Origin of the sequence: Nocardiopsis sp. MG754419 (assembly GCF_018207095.1) — a bacterium.
Classification (GTDB): domain Bacteria; phylum Actinomycetota; class Actinomycetes; order Streptosporangiales; family Streptosporangiaceae; genus Nocardiopsis.
Genome location: NZ_QOCZ01000352.1, coordinates 1 through 524 on the forward strand (window position 1 = coordinate 1; position 524 = coordinate 524).

1 pseudogene is annotated in these 524 nt (G+C 68.3%); it reads left to right on the forward strand.

Annotated elements, in window-relative coordinates:
• Positions 1-524, forward strand: a pseudogene (locus DSY14_RS28085) (sulfatase); the annotation flags it as partial.

Genomic DNA, 524 nt, shown 5'->3' on the forward strand with positions numbered 1-524 from the left:
GCCTGCGCGGCAAGGACGTCATCTTCGCCTTCATCGAGAGCTACGGCCGTGCCGCCCTCCAGGATCCGGCCATCGCACCCGGCGTGAACGCCACCCTCGACGACGCCACCGACGACCTGAGCGAGGCCGGGTTCTCGGCGAAGAGCGGCTGGCTCACCTCCGCGACGTACGGCGGCAGCAGCTGGCTCGGTCACTCCACGTTCCTGAGCGGTCTGTGGATCGACAACCAGGACCGCTATCGCACCGTCACCGCCGGCGAGCGCCTCACCCTCCCCGGTGCCTTCCACCGCACGGGTGCCTGGCGGACGGTCGGTGTCGTGCCGGGTGTCCAGTACAACTGGCCGGAGGGCAGGTTCTACGGCCTCGACAAGGTCTACGACTCCCGCGACCTCGGCTACCGGGGCCCGAAGTTCAGCTGGTCCACCATGCCGGACCAGTACGCCCTGACCGCGTTCCAGCGCCTGGAACACGGCAAGAAGCGCGACAAGCCGCTGATGTCGCAGATCATCCTGACCTCCAGCCAC